The organism is Corynebacterium mendelii (assembly GCF_017307055.1).
Classification (GTDB): Bacteria; Actinomycetota; Actinomycetes; order Mycobacteriales; family Mycobacteriaceae; genus Corynebacterium; species Corynebacterium mendelii.
This window is the reverse complement of record NZ_JAFLEQ010000003.1, coordinates 87,725-107,542: the sequence shown is the minus strand read 5'-3', so window position 1 is coordinate 107,542 and position 19,818 is coordinate 87,725. Positions and strand designations below refer to the sequence as shown.

Genomic DNA, 19,818 nt, shown 5'->3' with positions numbered 1-19,818 from the left:
CCGGTGATCGCACCGGGACACAACGACATCCCCGGCCCGGATGATTTTTTGCCACACCCCCCACCACGCACCACGCCACCCTGCCCCGGATATCCGGGGCAGGGTGGCGGGAGAAAAAAGAAAACGGCACTCAGTTCTGCGGCGCGGCAGGCTGCTGGTCGGCCGGAACGGCAGCCGGATCCACCGGCTGCTGCGGTTGACCCTCCGGCTGCCCGGCCGCCGGGTCGGGGGCCGCGGTATTGACCGGCGGGGCCGCCGGATCGTTGCTGCACATGTCCGGGATTTGCGACGGATCCAGTCCGGCGTTGCTGACCAGGGTGCAGGCCCAGGACTGGGCGAGCTTCCAGTGGCCGTCCTCGAAAACGAATTCCACGTCGGTGGCCGTCTGCGGTTCACGGTCCGGCAGGGTGGCTTTGACCACTGTCAAAACACTGGTCGGGCTGTAGCCTTTGAGCACCGGGGGAACAACCACGAAGTTGGCGCCTGATTCCTGCTTCGACTGGGCCATCACATCAAACAGATCGGGGGCTTTCTCGCCGCCCTGGACGGTGAGAATCCGCTCCTCCAGCGGGGCACTCGAATCGGTGGCCAGTGCCAGAACATCATTGAGTTCATCCGGCGTGGGCATCGGCACCGAAGCAGTCGCACTGGTGGAACCGGCGGCGGCTGTCGATTCAACAGCTGCCGGTGACGCGGCGGTGGTGGCGGTGGAGTCGGTCGAATCATCCTCGCCGCTGCAGGCGGCCAGTCCGAAAACCAAAACGCCGGCCAGGCAGGCCGCACCAATCTTGGTGGGGTGGGTCGAAAAGGTCACGGTGTGCAAAAACTCCTTGTGGTGTTTGATTTTTGTGCTTCCGCCGCAGACTGCCCCGGCCCACGGTCGTGATACCTGCCGCAGCCATGGCCGCGGACACCGCGGGCACGGGACCGGATGACACATCCGGGACATGAGTTTTTTCCTGGAAAAACCCACCGGTGGAAGACGGTTGAAGGCACCCGAGCGGCAAATGACCGGAAAAAGTCATCCGCCGGAGCCCGTTTATCGTGACGATCGTACACGCCCCGGCACACCCCGGCGCCATCCCCTGTCGGGGAACACGGCGGGAAGTTAGAAACCTCACACCACCCACCCCTGTCGTCACACACCATCCACCGCCAGGCCGCCCCCATCTGCACAGCCGCCTCCACCGCGGGCTGGCGGCGGGTGTTTTCCCGCCCGCTCGGCTCCACACCCCACCCATTGTCTTTTTCCGCCGTGCCGGTGACCGGGCCCGGGCGGCGGCTGTGGCAGTGTTGTGCCCATGAGCAAGACCACCGATGACATCCCCCAGGCCCACATTGCCGTGATCACCACCGGCGGCACCATAGCGTGCACCGCCGATGACACCGGCGCACTGATTCCGACGGTGTCGGGCACCGCACTGGTCGACAAGATCGCCGCCCGCTGCCCGTCGGTGCGGTTCACCGTCACCGAGATCGACCGGCTGGATTCCTCGGCCATGGGGTTCGCCGATATCGACACGGTGGTCGCCGCGGTACACGAGGCTTTATCCGATGACACGGTCACCGGGGTGATTGTCACCCACGGCACCGACTCGATGGAGGAAACAGCCGTCGCCATCGATGTTTTCCACTCCGATGACCGCCCGGTGGTGATCACCGGTGCCCAAAAACCCTTCAACCATCCGCAGGCCGACGGCATATTCAACCTGCTGGATGCGGTCAATATTGTCGCCGCCCCCACAGCACAGGGCATCGGCGCGCTGATCGTGTTCGGCCGCGCCGTCCTGCCGGCCCGCGGGGCGGTGAAATGGCACACCACCGACGAACTGGCTTTCGCCACCAACGCCCCGGAGGAACCGGCCCGGCCCGACCCGCTGCCCGTGGCCGAACTCGCCGGCGTCACCGTCGATGTTATTTGCGCCAGCCCCGGCGATGACGGTCATCTGGTGCAGGCCGCCATCGCCAACGGGGCGCAGGGCCTGGTTGTGGAGGCTTTGGGCGGCGGCAATGTGGGTCCCGGCATGGGAAGGGCGATCGCCGACGCCCTGCACGACGGAATTCCGGTGGTCATCACCACCCGGGTTCCCCGCGGCGAGGTGCACGGAAGCTACGGCGGGGCCGGCGGCGGGGCCACATTGAAAGCAGCGGGCGCCATAGGATCACGCTATCTGCGCGCCGGGCAGGCACGGGTGCTTCTGGCCGCGGCCATTGCCGCCGGGGTCCATCCCGCAACCTTGTTCTAGGGGAACCAAAACCCCGCAGCTTGCCCCACCCCGGGTCAGACGGTGGTTGTGGGCGCCACACCAGTGCGGCCGGTGGCAACGGGTCAGGGGTGACCGCTATCCGGGTGGGGTTTTTCCGGCTGCGCGACAAGCTCGCCCAGAGCATCCTCCACCCGGCGGCGCAGCTGATGGTCAAGACCGGCCCCCCGGTCAAGCGCCAGGCGCAGATTGTTGGTGGCTTGCTTCCTGGCGGCTTCACCCCGGCCCTTTGCCGCCATCGCCAATCCCAGATGGGCATTGACCCGGGACTGCAGATCCAGCAGAGTGCCGTTGGTGCCGCTGGCCGGATTATCGGGTGTTTCCGCGTCCTCGATGGTCTGCAGGGCGATATCGCGGCTCAACGAATTCAACACGGTGAGATGTTCTTTGCGCAGGCTTGTGGCGATTGTCAGCTCCCACAGAAAAGCCCGCAGCCGGGCGGCCAGGGCGATGGTCGAGCCGACACCGAAACACAATTCGGCGCAGCTGACAGCCTCCCCCACCACAGCGCCCACGCCGCGGCGGTCCCGCGGGGAAGAATCGATGATGATGTCCAGACAATGCCCGACGGTGTCTTCCCACACCTGCTGGGGATCCCCCGGCCCGGGGTCGGAGGGATCCGGTGCCACAACAATGGTTCCGGCATAGGGGGCCACGGCATCGTCGTTGTCGTCGAAGGGGTATCCCAGGTCAAACACCGCCAGCGCCGACTGCGCCGCGGACAGGGCTTCAGCGGACAGGCCCGCCGACAGCCGCAGCCGGGTGATGTCGGTCAACATGCCCAGCACCACCGGCGAGTAGTCGCCGCGTTCAAGACACCCCGCCACCAGGTGTTCCAGTTCAAGCAGGGCCACGGCAGGACCCATCACGTTTTCCAGGGCCAGCGCATGGTTCAGGGATGCCCGTAAGGCGGCCCGGTGATCCAGGCGGCCCGGGTAGCGGTTGATCAGCTGCACGATTTCCTGCCGCACGAACAACTCGTCTTCTGTGATGCCGAGCAGCTTGTAGACCTCGGCCTGGCGGTGCAGACAGGTGAGAAGATCAGCCGAATCGGTGGCCATCCGTCCAGCATGACCCACCGACCAGGTCATCAGCGCCATGGCCTCTATGGCCAGCGGCGAGGAGGCGTCAGTGGATGGGTCGTGTTCGGCCAGAGCCAGTGCCAACCGGCCGGCCAACTGCCACACCACCGGCTCGTCGGGGCCGAGGGCGTCCCGGGCCCGGTCGAACACCGTCCTGAGCGCACCAATCTCGGCGGTGGCCTGGGTGAAATCCAGACACCGCCCGGTACGCTTTCCGGCTAGTTCTCCCATTGGACGCAAGCTCTCAATTCTCGTGGCGACATGCAGGGAACAAGTGCTGAGCCCCACCAATGAGCATACCTTGCGGATCAGGAAACGAGCAGTTGACAACACCTGCCGGACATATCCCCGGCTGCGGACTCCCCGCATGAAGGGACCTGTCCGCTACTGAACAACACCTGTCAACTCTGCTGCCCCAACAGGACAGGTCACGGCCCCGCACTCCGGTACAGTGCACCACACCTGAAGCGTGCGGACAGCCCGGTTGGCCACCCCAGCGGCGGCTCCCCCGAAAGAAGGGATACCAGGGTGCCGTGCCAGCCCCACCGGCCGGACGACACCCACTCGACGGCGGGTGGCACCACAGGCATCCGGCCCCGCATGCCGCTTCCGGTCCCTCCGGCCATGTCCCGGCGCCCCGGGACGCCACCGGAGAACCTCGCCTGCGGCGCTGCCGAGGGCAGCAGCTTTTTCAGCTTTCGTCTGATTCATCCCGCCGCTCCAACCAGTCCTGCCAGGCCAGCGAATCGAGCGGATCGGCCAGCCGGAGTTTTTCATCATCATCAGCGAAGGATTTCACCGGACCGGGTCCTGTCGCCCGGGTTTCAAAACGCACCGAGACCACCCCATGCCCGATACCCTGAATCCAGCCGTGGCCGAACTCCGGATGGAAGACATCATCGGTGGCGCGGAAACGGCTCTCCGGCTTCTCCACCTCACCCCAATCACCGGCTTGCGACACTTCCGCGGCCGGTCGGGAGGATCTGACCCCGGTTTCCCAGTCCGAGACCTGCGAGACAGTGGTGCGCTGCCGGTCGAGTTCCGGAAAAAGCACATCCTGCCGGGGTGTTTCCAGCCCCGAATACGACACTCCCACCAGCCTGAGGGCACCGGTGTCGCTGGGGGGCCGGATCAGTTCCCGGGCCAGAGCGGCCAGCGTCTGTTCATCCCGGGTCGCATACGGCAGTGTCTGGGAGCGGGAGGTGATTTTGAAATCGGTGGTTTTGATTTTCACCGTCACCGTTCTGGCACCCCGGCCGTCAGCCTCCAGCCGCTGAAAAGCACCGTGGGCGGCGCGGTCGACGGCAGCAGTCACCTGTGCCAGGGTGGTCAAATCCCGCCCGAAGGTGTGTTCCTGGGAGATTTGTTTGGCCACCGCCTTCGGTGCGACCGGCCGGTCATCGGTACCGCGGGCCAGTTTCCACAACCCCACCCCGACGGTGGGGCCGAGTACCAGCCGCACTTCTTTTTCACTCAATGCCGCGAAATCGGCGATGGTTTCAATACCGAGCTGGGCCAGTTTTTTCTCCGCCACCGGACCGATGCCCCACAGTTTGCGCACCGGCAGCGGATCGAGCATCTGGTGCTGTTTTTCCACCGGAATGACGCAACAGCCCGCGGGTTTGGCCACCCCGGATCCGATTTTCGCGTACTGTTTGCCGCTTCCGGCCCCAATCGAGCTGGGCAGGCCGGTTTCTTCGGCGATCAGGGCGCGCAGGTGGTCCGCCCATGCCCTCACCTTGTCGGGGCTTGCCCCTTTGAGACATTCGGGTTCCATGAACGCTTCATCAATCGACAGCTGTTCGATGACCCCGGCTTCCCGGCGCACCAGCTGGAAGACCCGTTTACTGGCCGCGGAGTAGACGGCTTTGCGGGGATGGACCACCACAGCTTTGAACCCGATCAGCTGCCGCGCCTGATAGACGGGCATGGCCGAATGGACCCCGTATCCCCGGGCCTCGTAGGAGGCACCCGCCACCACCCCCCGGCCGGTGACACCCCCGACCAAAACGGGCCGTCCGGCCAGGGTGGGACGGGTCAGCTGCTCACAGGAGGCGAAAAACGCGTCCATGTCTATGTGCAGCACCCAGCGTCTCATAACCGGAAAAAGTACCACACGTGTTAACACAGGTGTTCGATCTGTGGGCGCACGGCCGCCCCTTGTCCCCCGGGTGTTCCGGACCACACCAGCAAGGAGGTAAGTTTTAACCCGTGAGTCCCCTACGCCCCCTTGTACCGGGTCTTGTGTTGTGCGCGGCAGGTGCAGCCATCACCCTCGTCGTGTCCGCGGCAATACAGCATGCCACCGGCCTGTCCCTCGAGCTGCTGGTAGCGGTGATACTGGGAATTATTGCCGGTAATCTTGTCCGGGTGCCACGGGCAGCCGACGCTGGCGTGCTGTTTACCTCGAAGAAGCTGCTGCGCGTGGGTGTGGGTCTTCTGGGATTGTCTGTTCCGGCGGCGGAAATCCTGGATCTGGGCTGGATGCCGCTTGTCACTGTTGGTCTGGTCGTCACCATCGGTCTTCTGGCGGCGATTCCCCTCGGGCGGGCTTTCGGACTGACCCGGGAGCAGTCCCTGCTCATCGGCGCCGGGTGTTCCATCTGCGGGGCAGCCGCCATTGCCGCGGTGGAAGGTATCACCACCAGGAAGCGGCAGCATGAATTCATTACCGCCATCGCGGTGATTGTCCTTCTGGGAACACTCATGATTGGCGCCGGTCCTTTGGCCGCGCATCTTCTCGGCTGGGACAATATTTCAACAGGCGTGTTTCTCGGGGCGTCAACCCACGAAGTCAGCCAGGCCGTGGCAGCCGGACAAGTGGCGGGAGCCGCAGTTTTGCCGATCGCCGTCACCGTGAAACTGGCGCGGGTGCTGTGCCTGGGCCCCATGATGGCGCTGCTGGCCGTTGCTGAACGCCGGCATGTGAAAAGCTCCGCCCGGCCCGGGGACCCCGATGTGGTGTTGCCGCCGTTGATACCGGTGTTCGTGATTGGATTCGTCAGCCTGGTGCTGGTGCGCACTTTTGTGGCCGTCCCGGAACCGGTCATCGATGCCACAAGCTGGATACGCACCCTGTTGTTCAGTGCGGCCATGTTTGCCCAGGGGCTGGGGGTGACGGCAGCCACGATCACCACCGCCGGGCACAAACCCTTTGCCTTCGGCGGGATCCTGACTTTGGTGGTCATCGCCATATCCGCCACCGGTGCTGTACTGGTCTAGCCGGACGTCCATGGCCCATCCCCGGGGAACAATGTCTCCGCCGACAGCCGGGGTCCACCCGTGGAATCCCGCGGAAAGATCACGGACTTTTTCCGAAAAAACTCCGGGGGTCAGCGCCGGCAGGCCCCGGCGAAACAATTGGTGGACGAACGCGGTTGTGGGACAGTCGGCGAAAAAAGACCACCGGTCGGCCTATGGCCACCGCGGAGCACAACATAGCTGGTTCAGTGCGTGCAACGGGGCGGTGCCGAACCGGATCCGGTTGCAGGCCGAAAGCCCGCCCCCCAAGATTGAACGGTCCCGCACAGCGACAAACCCCATCCTGTTGTGTCCCGCACCAGAGTTTTCGTGCTCTGAGGACAAAGCCCGCAAAACCACGCCCGCAAAGCAACCGGGAGGGTTCCATCCCGGTGACAGGGTATGAGAGGTCTTGGCGGGGGTGTGCTGCGCCTCGTTGCCGTGTCACGCCCCTTTGCAAAACAGCAAAAGCCGGTGCAGGGACGGGCGGTTTTCACCGGGTAAAAACAGCGTCCCCGCACCGGTGACGGGCGGAAATGAACTTCGGGCTACTCGTAGCGCAGGGCATCCAGCGGGTTGAGTTTGGCCGCCTTGTTGGCCGGTGAATAGCCGAAGAACAAGCCGATCAGCAGACTGAACAGCAGCGAGACAATAACCCCGGCGATCGGCGGGAACACCACCTTGCCGATCAGTTTCGCCCCCAGCATGCCGAACACCCCGCCCAACAGCACGCCGATGATACCGCCGATCAGGCAGACGATCATCGATTCGATGACGAACTGCAGCCGGATGTCTTTGCGGCGCGCCCCGAGTGCTTTTCGGATACCGATCTCCCGGGTGCGTTCGGTGACGGTGACCAACATAATGTTCATCACCCCGATGCCGCCGACCAGAAGGGAGATCCCGGCGATGGCCGACAAGCCGATCGAGATGGTGGAAAACACTCCCCGAATCTGTGCGATGTCGGCGGAAAAATCGGTGACTTTGACCTGGTAGTCCGGATTGGCCTCATACTGCCGGTCCATGTAGTCCTGGACCTGCTGGCCCAGGGTTTTGGTGTCGGTTCCCTTCCCGGGGCGGATGGAAATCGACTGGTAGTTGGTGTTGCCTGGTTGCAGGGTGTCTTTGGCGGTGTACGGGGCAGTAATCGACGAGCGGGAAAAATCACCGAACGACATGCTGTCCTTCTTTTCTTTTTCCACACCGATAATCGCAAACGACACCGATACATTCGAGCCGTCGGACTGTACCGACAGCTGCTGGCCGATCGCGGCTTGCGCGTCACCGTCGAACAGTTCGTCCACCAGTTTCTGGCTGACCACCCCCACCCGGGAGGCACTGTCCATGTCCGCTTTTTCCAAAGGACGCCCCACCGAGACCGTGATGTCATTGGCCCGCATGTAGTCCGGGCCGGCGAAACGGATCATCGCCGAGGTTTCCGGATCCAGTTTCAGCCCCGGGGTGGCGGTCACCGGGTAGCTGTTGTTGCCGGAAAACTGGATGGCGTCGATACGGTCGCCGAAATGCTTGCGGATTTCCTCGATCATCGCCGGGCTGATCGCATCCCGGTCGGGAACCGGGCTGTAGCTGTAGCTGCCGAACATATTGTCCTCGGCGGCTTTTTCCTTCTCATTCGGGTCGGGGCGGGCCTCCACGGCCACCTGCAGGTCATTGATGCCGGCGGTATTGAAATCACCGAAAATACGGGCCTGCAGCGACGCCCCCAGCGTCAGAATCGTCACCACCGAGGCGATACCGACGATCACGCCCAAAAGAGTCAGGAAACTGCGCAGCTTGTTCGCCCACAGGCTGGCCAACGCCAGGGATGTTGATTCGCTCCAGTTCATCTATCCCACCGCCTGGGAGGAGTCGACGAAACGGCCGTCGACCATGTGCATGGTTTTCTGGCATTCGTCGGCAAGGTCCGGGTTGTGGGTGATGAACACAATCGACACACCCTTGTTTTCGTGCAGGTCATGGAACATGTCCATGATCATCCGGCCGGTGGCTGAATCCAGTGCACCGGTCGGCTCATCGGCCAGCAGCAGGTTCGGGTGGTTGGCCAGCGCCCGGGCGACCGCCACCCGCTGTTTCTGGCCACCGGACAACTGATTGGGCTGGTGGTTCATCCGGTCGGCCATGCCGACCATCTCCAGCAGTTCCTCGGCGCGTTCCCGCCGCTGCTTTTTCGACACTCCGGCATACATCATCGGCATTTCGACGTTTTTCCTGGCGTTGATGCGCCCGATCAGGTTGAAGTTCTGGAACACGAAACCGATGTTCTGCGAGCGGTAGCGGGCCAGCTCATCATCGTCGACATCGAGCACATCAGTGCCCTGAAACAGGTAGCTTCCGGCATTCGGCCTGTCCAGCAGCCCGATGATGTTCATCAGTGTTGATTTACCGGAGCCCGACGCCCCGACGATCGCGGTGAAATCCCCCTCATCCATGACGAAGTCGACGCCGGGAATGACCACCAGTTCTTCGGGGGTGCCGGTATTGAAACTGCGGACAATACCGTGCATCTGCACCAGGTGGTTCCCCGCTGGTTGCCGCGACGACGGTGTGTCCGGCAGCACCGGGGCCCCGTCGGGGGACAGTGCGTGCTCTGACACGTCTACTCCCCTTCCTTTTCAACCTTGTTGCCCGCGGAATCGGAGTCTTCCTCGTCGCCGGTCCCGGATTGTGGACCGTCCCCGCCCGGCATGGGGCTGTCGTTGATGTCCACGCTCTGGCCGACCATGTCACGACGGCTGGACGCATTGCTGATGATCCGGTCACCGGATTTCAGATCCCCGCCCGTGACCGCCACCGAGAAGTCGTTTTCGGTGCCGACCTCGACCTTGACCCGCTCGATGACATTGTTGTCGCCGATACGCAGCACTTCCTTGGAGGTTGGCCCGTCAATGACCGCTCCGCGGGGCACCACCAGGGTGTTCTCGACTTTGTCGAGGGTGATCTCGGCCTTGGCTGAGCCACCGATCTTCAGCCCCTCGGTGTTGCCGGTGACGGTGATCTCAATCGGGAACATCGGCGGTTCGGCACTGGTTCCACCGGTTGACGGCCCCTTGGCGTCGGCGGCGGCAGCCTGCCCGATCTTTTCCGATACCGGGCTGATGAAGCTGACTTCACCGGTGAATTCCGCATCGCCGGTGGCACGGGTGGTAAAACGCACCGGGTTTCCGATCTTGAGCTTGGGCACTTCGTTTTCCCGCACCGATGTCTTGATCACCAGGGTCGAATCATCGGCGATGGTGACAACCGGCCCTTGGGCGGGTGCTCCTTCTTTGCCCGACACCACAGTCACCAGTCCCGGAAATGGTGCCCGAATCTCGTTGGAGTCAATGTCGTCGCGGAGTTTCTGCACCGAGGACTGTGCCTGGTTGCCCGCAGAATCGAGAGTGCGCTGCGCGTCGGCGACAGCATCGGCGGCCTGCTGCAGCTGCTGCTCGGACTGCAGTTTCGCCGCTTCCAGCGACACCGCGGCATCTGTTTTCGCCTCGAAGGCGCGAGCGACACCACGCTGGGCGTCCGCCAGCTCACGGTCAAGCTGACGCAAACCGAGTTCGAAGCTCTTTTGCTGGTCAGCCAGCGACTGGATGGAAGTATTCAACCCGCTGAGCGCTTCCACGCTGCCCAGGTGCGCGTTGACCTGCCCTTCATCGATTCCCAGGGGGGTCTGCTCGCGCTTGGCCTCAATGCCCTGTTCAAGTGCGGTGACTTTGGCTTCCAGGGCCTTTTTCTCGGCACCGTCGGCCTCGGCCATCTTTTCTTTCAGGCTGCCGATTTCAGCCCGGTCGGCCGCAATGTCGCGGGCGCGTTCGGCGGACTGGGCGATAGCGGTGACCGATCCGATTCCAGAGCGCACCACCGACAAAGAGGCGCTGAGCACCTGACTGCGGGACTGTTCCAGGGCCAGCTGCTGGGAACGCAGCTGCTCATTCAACCCGTCGCGGCGGTCGTTGAGTTTTTGTTCGTAGGCGCGCTGCGCATCATCGTAGGCCTGGTCGGCCTGGCGGACAGCAGCCTGCGCGCCATTGAGCGATCCATCCAAACCACGGTCAACCAGTTGCTTCTGGTCCCGGTAGGCCTGCTGGGCTTTTTCGACCGCGGATTGGGCGGACAGCACCGAATCGGCCTGCCGGGCAACCTGGTCGTTGAGTTCCTGGCGCAGATCCTTGACATCGACGGTGGCCAGCAGATCATTGCTGTTGACCCGCTGACCCACCTTGACCGCAATAGAGGAAATCGGGCCGGTCAATGTGGTGGTCAGCGATTCGGTTTTCGCCGCGTCCACCGTGCCGGACACCTGCAGGGTGGTTGAAATCTCGCCGATTTCAGCCACTGTGTAGTCGGAAGAAGCCAAGACGGAGTCATCTTCCTTGCCGCCGCGGAAAGCGAAGAATCCGGCGATCAGTGCAGCAATAACAATCACCGCCACCACGGCGGTGATAATCCACAGCTTCTTTTTGCGTTTTTTGCTCTTTTTGCTCTTTGGTGCCTTATTCGTCGTATCAGCGGCCACAGCTACAGTGCTCCTTGCAGTTTGTTCACCGGGGATGGCGATCTGGCCGGTGAAAAAGTGAATTCTGATGCGTGCAGAAAAGATTCACCGCCACCTGCTGTCGGTGGCCGGTGCATGTCCACTGGAAATAAAAAAACAGCGGACAGCCCTCACACTGTGAGGGCACCCACCACGGACGAGTCTAGACGATTGCGGGTAAGGACACCACCCCTTGCCTGTGAGACTGGCAGGTGAACCTCACACACACCCTGTGAGCTGGACTGATAGCCTAGCGCCGCCCGGCTGTGGGCAACCTCCGGCAGGACCGGATGACGCACTGTTTCCCACACCCTCCCCCACCCTGATGTGCCCCTGCAATTCCCTTGACCGGACACCGCATCTGTTGTTGGGTTTCATTGTTGTTAATGACTTCAGGTGGTGGTTGCCGGCGTCCACGCCCCGCCCCACACCCCGGGGCGCCGGTAGTTGCCCGGTTGTCCCCCACCCTGCGGCGGGCACGTAGGGTTGATGTTGGTGGCGGCCCCGCAGCCAGGAACCCGGCTGGTTTTTCAGCAGTGCTTTCCACCGGCTGCCGTGGCCCCGGCACTGCCGCCGCCCGGCAGCCGACCACAGCTGCGGTGGTGTGGACCAGCCGGCCGGTGCCGCCGGATACAGCAGAAATTTTTTGTGCCAGAAAGCGTAGACGAGATGTCGAGCACACCCTCCGGCGACGGTGGTTTCATTCCGTCGCAGACAACGGACGCAGATATTCCCGCTCTTTTTTCCGCGGTGCTCACCGGTGCGGACAGCGGACGGGTTGATCCGGCGTTTTTCGCCCTGGTCGATATGCTGGTCGGCCGGGTCGGTATCGGCGAGCAGCCCACCGCCGCCGCACTGGTGGCCGAGGCCCGGGCCGCCGATCACCCGAGGGCGCTCGACTGCGCCGGGGCCATGATCGAAGCCATGGGGTTTTTCACCGCCCCCACCATGGCTGACACGGTTCCGGACATTTTCGCCGACTGGCCTGATCTCAGCCCGGCCGCACCGGGGCACGACTGGCTGAAAGTGTGGCGGTTCCATGCGGCCGAAAACAATGCCGATACCTCCCACGACGACAGCCTGATTGAACTGTGCGCGGCAGAAGACGAGGTCATCGATCTTGTCCGCCACCGGACGGGCGACGGTGACGGCATTGTTCCGGTTCTCGCCTGGATTGTGCTGCGGGCCGACAGGGACGAGCACCTGTGCGCCGGGGTCCTTGCCGAACTGCTTGAGCATGAGGACACGTTTATCGGCCGCTATCTGGCGACTGTCTGTGATCTGCTGGTCTTGGCCGGCCCGGATCCGACTGCACAACCCTATTTGGGCGATGACTACTGTTCGCGGGCATCAACCACGGTGGGGGCGCGGTATCTGGACATGGCCGCCGAATGCAAGCAGGTGGGGCGGTTGTCGGCAGCGGAAACCCGGCTGCATGTCCAGGCCACCACACATCTGGAACACACCGATTCACTGGCGGCGTCCGGGGCGTGGATGCACCTGTCGCAGTGGGCCCGGGCGACAGGCAATGATCTGGTGGAGTTGAAAACCTGCTACCGGGCGGCGGAAACCCTCGGATCGGTGTCCTCGCCGAAGGAGAAAATCGCCGCCTGTGAGCGTTTCATCGCCCTGTGCGAGGAAAAAACCGGGCTGATGTCCCAACTGGTCACCGAGAATTTTTCCTGGAAAATCCATGACCTATCCTCGGCGACCTGCCGGCCGGGCAGCAGTGTCTCGAAAAGAATCGACGCCCTTTCCCGGTCGATGCCCCAACGCAGTCCTTTTACCTCCGGGACGATTCCGGAAAAAATGTTTCCGTCTCTGGCGCAGGCAGCTGACCCCGCTGTCGACACCAGCGGCACCATCGCGCCGCTCACGCTCGGGCACCTGAGGATGGTGGCGCAAACCATCTTCGACAACCACTTCAACGCCTGTATTTCTGCCGCGGTCACCTCGTCAATGTGGCAGAACAATCCCGACGACGATGCCCATGCCCTGGCCATGGACTATCTCGTGCGGGCTGAAAGAATGCTCACCCATCCGCTCAGCCCCACCGATGACGAGTGCTTCAGCCGGGCCACCATCACCCGGGCCCGCGCGGTGGTCAATGCCCGCTCCCGACGGTGGGGTGCGGCCGCGGATGAATTCTGGCGGTTTTTCTCCGAGGAATCGGCTGAACCGAAAACCAGTGTGCAGCATGTCACCGCCCTGCTGGAGATTATGCGCATCGTCAAAGAACACGATGAAGTGCCCCACTGGCGGGGGGTGCGCGCGGCCGCGGAACTTGCCGAAGTGATCAATCTGCTTCCCGAGGCCGCCAACTGTGACCCGTCCACACCGGAAAAGGAAGTCGTCGATCTGCTGGCTTTCTACGGCATCGACACCACCATCGACCACTTCGGCTGACACCGCCTCTTCCCCTCTCGGCGGCTCCCGCCCGGCACAGGCAGTGGTGTCGCACAAACACCGGTGGTGTCCCCACCGGCTCAGCGCGGGGCTCCGGGAGAGCAAAAACCACCCCGCCACCGGGGCGCGAGACAGGGTCTGTCTGCCCGGTGGCGGGGTGGTCGTGCGGGAAAAACGAAAGCCGCTAGGCAAGCTTCTCGACGGTGGCGGTGACATCACCGGCGACCGCGTGAACCTCACCGTCGAGGTCGTCGCAGGTCACCGTGAGGGTGCGTGCCAGCACTTCACCGGCGATCCGGTCCCGGTGGGTAGTGGCCCACTCCAGTTTGTCTTCCGGCACCGACACGGTGGCGGTGATCCTGTCGGACACCTCGAATCCCGAGGCCTTGCGGGCGTCCTGCAGGCCGCGGATGACATCGTTGGCCCAGCCTTCGGCTTCCAGCTCCTCGGTCAGTTTCAAATCCAGCACCACCAGTCCGCCGACACCTTCGACCTGGGCGGTCGAGTCCGGATCGGCGGCCTTGAGCCGTTCGGTGAACTCCCCGGGTTTCAGTTCAATGCCGTCGGCGATGACGGTGTCGCCGTCACGGGTGTAGTTGCCGGCTTTGACGGCCCTGATGACTTTCTGCACATCCCCGCCCAGCCGCGGGCCTGCCACACGGGCTTCAACGGCAACCTCGAAACGGCCCACCGAATCCACATCGTCGGTCAGACGTACCTGTTTGACGTTGATCTCGTCGGCGATGATGTCGGTGAACGGCTCCAGCTGCGCCGAATCCGGCAGCGCCACAGTCAGCGCATTCAACGGCAGGCGGTTGCGCAGCTTGTGGGACTTGCGCACCGAACTTGCCGCCGAGCACACCGCACGCACGGTGTCCATGGCATCCACCAGCCGGTCATCCTCGGGGAACGCTTCGGCTTCCGGCCAATCGGCCAGGTGGACCGAACGCTCACCGGTCAACGCCGAATGGATGACTTCCGTGATCATCGGCAGCAGCGGGGCGGCCACCTTGGTCAAGGTGACCAGCACCGTGTACAGGGTGTTGAACGCCTCGGGGTGTTTATCATCCCCGGCCCAGAAGCGGTCGCGGGAACGGCGCACATACCAGTTGGTCAACGCGTCACAGAACCAGCGCACCTCATCGCAGGCTTTGGCCACATTGGTGTCATCCAGAGCGACGGTCACATCGGCGACCAGACGGTGCAGTTTCGCCAGAATGTAGCGGTCAAGCACATGGGTGCTGGAGGTATCGAAGGTGGCCGGTTTCGACGAGTACAGCTGCAGGAAGGTGTAGGCGTTCCACATCGGCAGCAGCGCCTGGCGCACCCCTTCACGGATGCCCTGCTCGGTGACAATCAGGTTGCCGCCGCGCAGGATCGGCGAACTCATCAAAAACCAGCGCATCGCATCTGAGCCGTCACGGTCGAAGACCTCGTTGACGTTCGGGTAGTTGCCCTTCGACTTCGACATTTTCAGCCCGTCGTCGCCCAAGACAATGCCGTGGGCGACACACTTTTTGAAGGCCGGCTTGTCGAACAGTGCGGTCGACATCACGTGCAGGGTGTAGAACCAGCCGCGGGACTGGCCGGAGTATTCCACAATGAAGTCGGCCGGCCAGTGGGTTTCCACCCAATCGGTGTTTTCGAACGGGTAGTGCTTTTGGGCGAAACTCATGGACCCGGATTCGAACCAGCAGTCGAGGACTTCCGGCACCCGGCGCATCATCGATTTGCCTGTCGGATCATCCGGGTTGGGGCGCACCAGCTCGTCGATGTGCGGGCGGTGCAGGGACTTCGGTTTCTCGCCGAAATCGCGCTCGAGTTCTTCCAGGGAGCCGTAGACATCCACCCGCGGATACTCGTCGTTGTCGGAGACCCACACCGGAATCGGTGAACCCCAGTAGCGGTTGCGGGAGATATTCCAGTCGCGCGCACCTTCCAGCCACTTGCCGAACTGGCCGTCGCGAATGTGGTCGGGCATCCATTCGATCTCGTTGTGGTTCAGTTCCACCATGCGGTCGCGGAACTTGGTCACGGCCACAAACCAGCTGGGCAGCGCCATGTAGATCAGCGGTTCGCCGGAACGCCACGAATGCGGGTAGGAGTGCTCGATGGTCTGGTGGCGCAGCACCCGCTTTTTCGCCTTCAAATCCTTGATGATCGGTTTGTTGGCGTCGAAGACCAGCAGGCCTTCATAGTCGGGTACCTGGGAGGTGAATTTGCCGTCCATGTCAACCGGTATGACAACCTCGATGCCGTTGTGCTGGCAGACGGTCATGTCGTCTTCACCGAAAGCCGGGGCCTGGTGGACGATACCGGTACCGTCTTCGACGGTGACATAGTCGGCGCCGACGATCTGGAAGCCGTTGGTGACGGGGAAGAACTCGAAGATCGGCTGGTAGGTGAAACCGACCAGGTCGCTGCCGGTGAAGGTGGCCACGATCTCATGGTCCTCGCCCAGTTCCTTGGCGTAAGCCGGCACCCGGGCCTCGCCCATGAGCAGGATATCGCCGGCGAATTCCTCGATGCCCTTCTCCCCGACTTTGACCGCCACGTAAGACACATTCGGGTTCACCGCCAGTGCCGCGTTCGACGGCAGGGTCCACGGGGTGGTGGTCCAGGCGATGGCTTTCGCCTCTGCCAGCCACGGGTTGTCGGCCAGGGTTTGTTCCGCCCGGCTGCCAGGCAGCGTGCCGGTGATCGGCATGGTGACCGTCAGGGTGGGATCCTGGCGCATTTTGTAGGAGTCATCCAGGCGGGTTTCCTGGTTCGACAGCGGGGTGTGCTCGGCCCAGGAGTAGGGCAAAACCCTGAAGCCCTGGTAGATCAGGCCCTTGTCGTAGAGGGTTTTAAAGGCCCACATCACCGATTCCATGAAACCGGGGTCCATGGTTTTGTAGCCGCCCTCAAAATCGACCCAGCGGGCCTGGCGGGTGACGTAGTCCTCCCATTCGGAGGCGTACTTCAAAACAGAGGAGGCGCAGTAGTCGTTGAATTTCTCCAGGCCCATCGCCTCGACTTCGCCTTTGTCTTTGATGCCGAGTTGTTTTTCGGCTTCCAGTTCGGCGGGCAGGCCGTGGCAGTCCCAGCCGAAAACGCGGTCGACTTTTTTGCCGCGCATTGTCTGGTAGCGGGGGATGATGTCTTTGACGTAGCCGGTCAGCAGGTGGCCGTAGTGCGGCAGACCGTTGGCGAAGGGCGGGCCGTCATAGAAAACGTATTCGTCGCAGCCCTCGCGGTTGTCGATGGAAGCCCGGAACGTCTGGTCGTTTTTCCAGAATTCAAGGACCTGTCGCTCCATGTCGGGGAAACGGCTCGATCCCCCGGAGAGGTCTTTTTTGGGGTAGACACCGCCAACTGGTGCGTTCATGGGTGTTCTCAGCGTCGCTTTCTTTGTGATCGGACAATAAAGATGGGGGAAGTGGAAAAAAGATGGTGCCGGGACGCACACCCCACGGATTGTTTGAAAAAAACAATCCGGCCTGGGTCACGCGGTACCACCCGGCTTGGGTCAGGCCGGACATCCTGCGTCCGGCAGACCCCTCTTCATTGCGATCAGGAACGGTGACGGGTTCCACCCGGTCCGGTTCTACTGGGTTTTTTAAAAAAACCGTTCTTCCGGACTGGCTCCCCGGTGATTGCCGGATCATGGCCGTGTGAAAAAAGACAGTTGTGAAGTTGTTGTGTGGGGGCTCCGGTGTGGTGCCGCACCAACGATGGAGAGTATAGCGCACCGGTGCCGGCAACCGGCCGCGGGAACGCGGGGCGCCCGGTCGGCAGCGGTGGTGCCGGCTAGCCGCCGGCGGGATCATCCGGGCTGTCGGTACCGGCCGTGGGCGGCTGCGGGATGTGGTTGTCCCGGCTTTTGTTCCGGCAGTCCCACACAAACAGCACCAGTCCGCTGATGCTGACTGTCACCAGCAGCACAAAGGTGGTTGTCGCCGGGGCGATGACACTTGCCACCAGCAGCATGAATCCGGCGATGGCGCAGACAATGGCACCGATGAGCATGACAGGTGTGCGCCTTTCAGTATCGACAACAAGGAAAAAACCCGCCGCACCGGCAGTTGTCCGATCTTCTCGGGCCGGGACGGGGGCGGCGGTTGGTGGACAAAACAGCACAATGTGCACACGTCAAACCGCGCCGGCACGGATGAGTGCTTCCCCTTCAACCGGGGAGGAAGCTTTGTCCGTGCCGACGCGTGGCAGAGCAATTCGGATGCACCTAAGCCGGGGCCGGTGTCCTTGCTAGGAGTTCGACTGGGCCTCGTCTTCGATGTTGCCGCTGGACAGCTCGTTGAGCTTGTCTTCCAGGAAGGCACGCAGCCGGGTGCGGTATTCGCGTTCGAAGCTGCGCAGTTCCGCGATCCGGGTTTCCAGGGCCTGGTGCTGTTTCTGCACGGTGGCCATGATCTCGGTGTGCTTGCGCTCGGCGTCGGCCTGCAGGGCGTTGGCCTTGTCGGTGGCCTGCCGGACGGTCCGTTCGGCCTGCGCATCGGCTTCCGCGATCTTCGAGTGGGCTTCGTTGACGAAACGCTCGGCTTCCTCGTTGGCCTCGGTGAGCCTGCGGGCGGCCTTCTGGTTGGCTTCGCGCAGCATCTTGTCGGAGCGCTCGCGGGCCTCGGTCAGCTGTGTTTCCGACGTGGTCTTGGCCTCGGTGCGCATACGCTCGGCATCGCGGTGCGCCTCGGTGCGGAGCTGGGTGGCCTTGGCTTCGGCGTCGTCGATGGTTTTCTTGGCCGTGCTGCGGGCGTCGTCGACGAGTTTCTTGGCTTCTTCCTCGGCGTCGTTGGTCAGCCGTTCGGCCATCTGGTTGGCCAGATCCAGGACACGTGCCGCCTTCATGGTGGTGTCGGATTCGGTATCACCCGACGACTTGCCCGCAGAGGACTCGCCGGCCGCTTCGGCCCGCTTGGTGGCTTCGGCGGCTTCCTGGCGGGCCTGCTCGGCTTCCCGGTGGGCCTTCTCGGCACGCTGGTTGGCTTCGGCGAGTTGGCGTTCGTATTCGGCGGCCACCTCCTTGCGGGCAGCCTCAAGGTCCGCGGCAGAAGCACCCCCGGCGACACCGCCGCCGGTTTTCACCTGGTGGCGCAGAGTCTCGTTTTCCTCGCTCAGCTGCGCAATGGTGTCTTCAACCAGGTCGAGAAACTGGTCGACTTCGTCTTCGTTGTAACCGCGCTTCCCGATCGGCGGCTTGCTGAAAGCGACATTATGCACATCGGCTTGGGTCAGCGTCATGGAGGATCCCTTCGTGGTAAGTGCGGTCGGTCGACCTGTCATCAGTCCGCGGCTTTTGCCCCGCCAACCTGGGTAAAACCGGCGGACCCCTGGGGGCCGCCCGTTTTGTTGCAATGATGCCTTCGGGGTGAAAGTTACCGCTGCACCTTGAGGCAGACGCGACGAAAACGTTTTGCTGTTTATTTTACGACGTTATATGCCGACAGTGTAGCGGAACGGCGAAAGACCGTGGGGCAGCCCGTCGAGACGAACGGGGGTTATTCTACCCCGGCTTCCACCGATTTTCCCGCCCCGCCCCGCGTATCAGGGATTATCACCCGAAGCGGCGGGGACGTCGTCGCGCCCGGGTGCGCGTTTTTGTGTGGCCGCATCGGCGCACCCGATATGTTTGCCCACCCCACCCACCCGGGTGAGACGGCCAGGCGTGCAACCGCGTCGCCCATTCCCACCGCCGCCGCATCCGGTCCTTGGGGGGCGGGCGGGATGGTGCATGAACGACCGGCAGCCGGATGCTGCGGCAGGAAAAAGCACCCGTGCGCACGGTGTGCGCACGGGTGCCGTGAAACTTGTCGGCGGGACGGACCGCCGCCCTCAGCCCGGGAAGTACACGCCGATGGCCCAGGTTAGAAGCTGCAGCCCGAAAAACAGCACCAGAACGCTGACATCCAGGGCAATATTGCCCAGTTTCAGTGGCGGAATGACCCGCCTCAGGGCCCGCAGCGGCGGGTCAGTGAGCACAAACAGTGGCTCGGCGATAATGGAAAACCACCGCGGCGGCTGGAAGTTGCGGGAAAAAGACCCGATCATCTCGATGATGATCCGCGCAATAAGCACATAGACGTAAACCGAGATCGCGATCAGCAGGACAGCTTTCAAAATGGACACGCGACACACACTAGCCGAAAACCCCGGCGCCGCGCCCGTCCGTGACACCGCGCGGCGGCGTGCGCGACCGTCAGTGCGGGAACAAACCACTCCCGGCAGCCGGTGGCAGTTGCCGCTGCCACAGCCCTGGGCCGACGCTACCGGCGGCAACGGCGTGCAG

The 19,818-nt window shown here is 63.1% G+C and carries 13 protein-coding genes; 3 read left to right on the top strand and 10 right to left on the bottom strand.

Annotated elements, in window-relative coordinates; genetic code table 11:
* Positions 1 to 130: 130 nt before the first annotated feature.
* Entirely contained in the window at positions 131 to 814 is a 684-nt protein-coding gene (locus JZY06_RS00525) for a hypothetical protein (protein ID WP_330616991.1), read from the bottom strand.
* 487 nt (positions 815 to 1,301) lie between these two features.
* Between JZY06_RS00525 and JZY06_RS00520 the strand changes: the two genes are divergently transcribed.
* Positions 1,302 to 2,246, top strand: a complete 945-nt coding sequence (locus JZY06_RS00520; RefSeq protein WP_207117528.1) for an asparaginase — start codon at positions 1,302 to 1,304, stop codon at positions 2,244 to 2,246.
* Between the two features lie 83 nt (positions 2,247 to 2,329).
* On the opposite strand, the gene JZY06_RS00515 is transcribed toward JZY06_RS00520, so the two are convergent.
* A complete protein-coding gene (locus JZY06_RS00515) occupies positions 2,330 to 3,577 on the bottom strand; it encodes a hypothetical protein (RefSeq protein ID WP_207117527.1) in 1,248 nt (415 codons plus the stop codon).
* 460 nt (positions 3,578 to 4,037) lie between these two features.
* Positions 4,038 to 5,444, bottom strand: a complete 1,407-nt coding sequence (locus JZY06_RS00510; RefSeq protein WP_207117526.1) for a DNA polymerase IV — start codon at positions 5,442 to 5,444, stop codon at positions 4,038 to 4,040.
* A gap of 113 nt (positions 5,445 to 5,557) precedes the next feature.
* Here JZY06_RS00510 and JZY06_RS00505 point away from each other — a divergent pair, with 113 nt between their 5' ends.
* Entirely contained in the window at positions 5,558 to 6,568 is a 1,011-nt protein-coding gene (locus JZY06_RS00505; protein WP_207117525.1) for a YeiH family protein, read from the top strand.
* Between the two features lie 566 nt (positions 6,569 to 7,134).
* Here the strand turns inward: JZY06_RS00505 and JZY06_RS00500 are convergent.
* The 3 genes from JZY06_RS00500 to JZY06_RS12515 form a co-directional block, all read right to left on the bottom strand.
* Positions 7,135 to 8,433, bottom strand: coding sequence for an ABC transporter permease (locus JZY06_RS00500; protein WP_207117524.1), 1,299 nt, complete (start codon positions 8,431 to 8,433; stop codon positions 7,135 to 7,137).
* Positions 8,434 to 9,111, bottom strand: coding sequence for an ABC transporter ATP-binding protein (locus JZY06_RS00495; protein ID WP_207118287.1), 678 nt, complete (start codon positions 9,109 to 9,111; stop codon positions 8,434 to 8,436).
* A gap of 92 nt (positions 9,112 to 9,203) precedes the next feature.
* On the bottom strand, positions 9,204 to 11,111 hold the full coding sequence (locus JZY06_RS12515) for an efflux RND transporter periplasmic adaptor subunit (protein WP_207117523.1): 1,908 nt from the start codon (positions 11,109 to 11,111) through the stop codon (positions 9,204 to 9,206).
* Between the two features lie 687 nt (positions 11,112 to 11,798).
* Here JZY06_RS12515 and JZY06_RS00485 point away from each other — a divergent pair.
* On the top strand, positions 11,799 to 13,535 hold the full coding sequence (locus tag JZY06_RS00485; RefSeq protein WP_207117522.1) for a hypothetical protein: 1,737 nt from the start codon (positions 11,799 to 11,801) through the stop codon (positions 13,533 to 13,535).
* A 184-nt stretch (positions 13,536 to 13,719) separates the two neighbouring features.
* Here the strand turns inward: JZY06_RS00485 and ileS are convergent, their stop codons facing one another.
* The 4 genes from ileS to JZY06_RS00465 form a co-directional block, all read right to left on the bottom strand.
* Positions 13,720 to 16,905: an isoleucine--tRNA ligase gene (gene ileS, locus JZY06_RS00480; RefSeq protein WP_207117521.1), complete on the bottom strand. Its 3,186-nt coding sequence runs from the start codon at positions 16,903 to 16,905 to the stop codon at positions 13,720 to 13,722.
* Between the two features lie 422 nt (positions 16,906 to 17,327).
* Entirely contained in the window at positions 17,328 to 17,546 is a 219-nt protein-coding gene (locus JZY06_RS00475; protein ID WP_207117520.1) for a hypothetical protein, read from the bottom strand.
* Positions 17,547 to 17,783: 237 nt separating this feature from the next.
* Entirely contained in the window at positions 17,784 to 18,773 is a 990-nt protein-coding gene (locus tag JZY06_RS00470) for a DivIVA domain-containing protein (protein WP_207117519.1), read from the bottom strand.
* Between the two features lie 591 nt (positions 18,774 to 19,364).
* A complete protein-coding gene (locus JZY06_RS00465; RefSeq protein ID WP_207117518.1) occupies positions 19,365 to 19,658 on the bottom strand; it encodes a YggT family protein in 294 nt (97 codons plus the stop codon).
* Positions 19,659 to 19,818 lie beyond the last annotated feature (160 nt).

Excerpts from the sequence above, each read along its gene's own strand:
- ileS (WP_207117521.1), bottom strand. The coding sequence starts at position 16,905 with ATGAACGCACCAGTTGGCGGTGTCTACCCCAAAAAAGACCTCTCCGGG.
- JZY06_RS00510 (WP_207117526.1), bottom strand. The coding sequence starts at position 5,444 with ATGAGACGCTGGGTGCTGCACATAGACATGGACGCGTTTTTCGCCTCC.
- JZY06_RS00495 (WP_207118287.1), bottom strand. The coding sequence starts at position 9,111 with ATGCACGGTATTGTCCGCAGTTTCAATACCGGCACCCCCGAAGAACTG.
- JZY06_RS00500 (WP_207117524.1), bottom strand. The coding sequence starts at position 8,433 with ATGAACTGGAGCGAATCAACATCCCTGGCGTTGGCCAGCCTGTGGGCG.
- JZY06_RS00475 (WP_207117520.1), bottom strand. The coding sequence starts at position 17,546 with ATGCTCATCGGTGCCATTGTCTGCGCCATCGCCGGATTCATGCTGCTG.
- JZY06_RS00515 (WP_207117527.1), bottom strand. The coding sequence starts at position 3,577 with ATGGGAGAACTAGCCGGAAAGCGTACCGGGCGGTGTCTGGATTTCACC.
- JZY06_RS00470 (WP_207117519.1), bottom strand. The coding sequence starts at position 18,773 with ATGACGCTGACCCAAGCCGATGTGCATAATGTCGCTTTCAGCAAGCCG.
- JZY06_RS00485 (WP_207117522.1), top strand. The coding sequence starts at position 11,799 with ATGTCGAGCACACCCTCCGGCGACGGTGGTTTCATTCCGTCGCAGACA.
- JZY06_RS00520 (WP_207117528.1), top strand. The coding sequence starts at position 1,302 with ATGAGCAAGACCACCGATGACATCCCCCAGGCCCACATTGCCGTGATC.